Annotated in this window: 2 protein-coding genes; one reads left to right on the top strand and one right to left on the bottom strand. The window is 65.8% G+C overall.

Going from position 1 to position 1090, the window contains the following annotated elements:
• Positions 1 to 30: 30 nt before the first annotated feature.
• Positions 31 to 582 carry a periplasmic heavy metal sensor gene (locus JYJ84_RS37290; RefSeq protein WP_122945997.1) on the bottom strand — a complete coding sequence of 184 codons (552 nt, stop codon included), beginning with the start codon at positions 580 to 582 and terminating at the stop codon, positions 31 to 33.
• A gap of 224 nt (positions 583 to 806) precedes the next feature.
• Here JYJ84_RS37290 and JYJ84_RS37295 point away from each other — a divergent pair.
• A partial coding sequence (locus tag JYJ84_RS37295; protein WP_205172864.1) for a response regulator occupies positions 807 to 1090 on the top strand: 284 nt, incomplete at its 3' end.

The following is a 1090-nucleotide window of genomic DNA, read 5'->3' on the forward strand; positions in this document are numbered from 1 at the left end:
CGATGCCGCTCCGTGGAGCGGCCCGCCGGCTTACTGCGCCGGTGCCGACGCGGCCTTGGCCGCGCGATGCTGCTCCCAGCGCTCCTTCATCTTCTCGTGGCGCTGTTCCATCTTCGCGAACTGCTGCTTGAGCGCCGTGCTGACCGTGGTCTTCTGCTGGTCGTTCAGCCCGTTGTAGAACGCGAGCCATGCGGCGGACGTCTGCTCGCGCAGTTGCGCGTTCTGCTGCTCGGCCTGCTGGCGGGCGGTGTGCATCGCGTTCAGGTCGAGAATCGGCTGGTTCTGCTGCGCCTTGAACTGCTCGCGCATCTGCTCGTGGCTCTTGCGCATCGCATCACGGTTCTGCTTCATCGTGTTGACGGCCGTCTGCCATTGCTGTTCCTGCGACGCGTTGAGCTTCAGCTGGTCGTGCAGTTTCATGATCACGCCGAACGGGCCGCCGTCGTGCCCGCCGTGCATCTGGTGGGCGCCGGGGCCGCCCGGAGGCGGCATGTTGTTGGGCTGCGCGGCGTGCGCGGTGCCGAATGCGAGAGCGAGCACGGTGGCGGCCGCGATGGCCACGCGGGAAGTCTTCTTATACATTTCAGAAACTCCTTGTATCCAAAGGGTCCGGCGATGCGGTGCCGGGAAAGCCGGGTACCGCATCCGGTAAGACGCAGGTTAGCGATGCAGGCCCCGGCCGGTGTTACGTGGGGCGGTGGCTGGTTTACCGCGCATTACAGTTCCCTTGCGCCGTAACCCGCAGTAACCCTTTCGTCCCTTTGTTTCGTTCTTTGACTCCGCCCTCGCGCGGTAAACTTCGAGCCATGACTACCCAGATCCTCATCGTCGACGACGACCAAGAACTCCGAGACCTGCTGCGCGACTACCTCGTGCGCCAGGGGATGGAAGTGTCCGTGCTGCACGACGCGGCCACGCTCGAGAAGCGCCTCGAGCGCGAGCGGCCCGACCTGATCGTGCTGGACCTGATGATGCCGGGCGTCGACGGCCTGACCGCGCTGCGCCAGTTGCGCGCGGCCGGCGACGACATCCCCGTGATCATGCTGACCGCGCGTGCGGACGACGTCGACCGCATCGTCGGGCTCGAGCT

This window comes from Burkholderia sp. LMG 13014, assembly GCF_905232215.1.
Lineage (GTDB): Bacteria > Pseudomonadota > Gammaproteobacteria > Burkholderiales > Burkholderiaceae > Burkholderia.

Bases quoted from the DNA above. Each gene is read 5' to 3' on its own strand.
- JYJ84_RS37290 (WP_122945997.1), bottom strand. From the start codon at position 582: ATGTATAAGAAGACTTCCCGCGTGGCCATCGCGGCCGCCACCGTGCTC.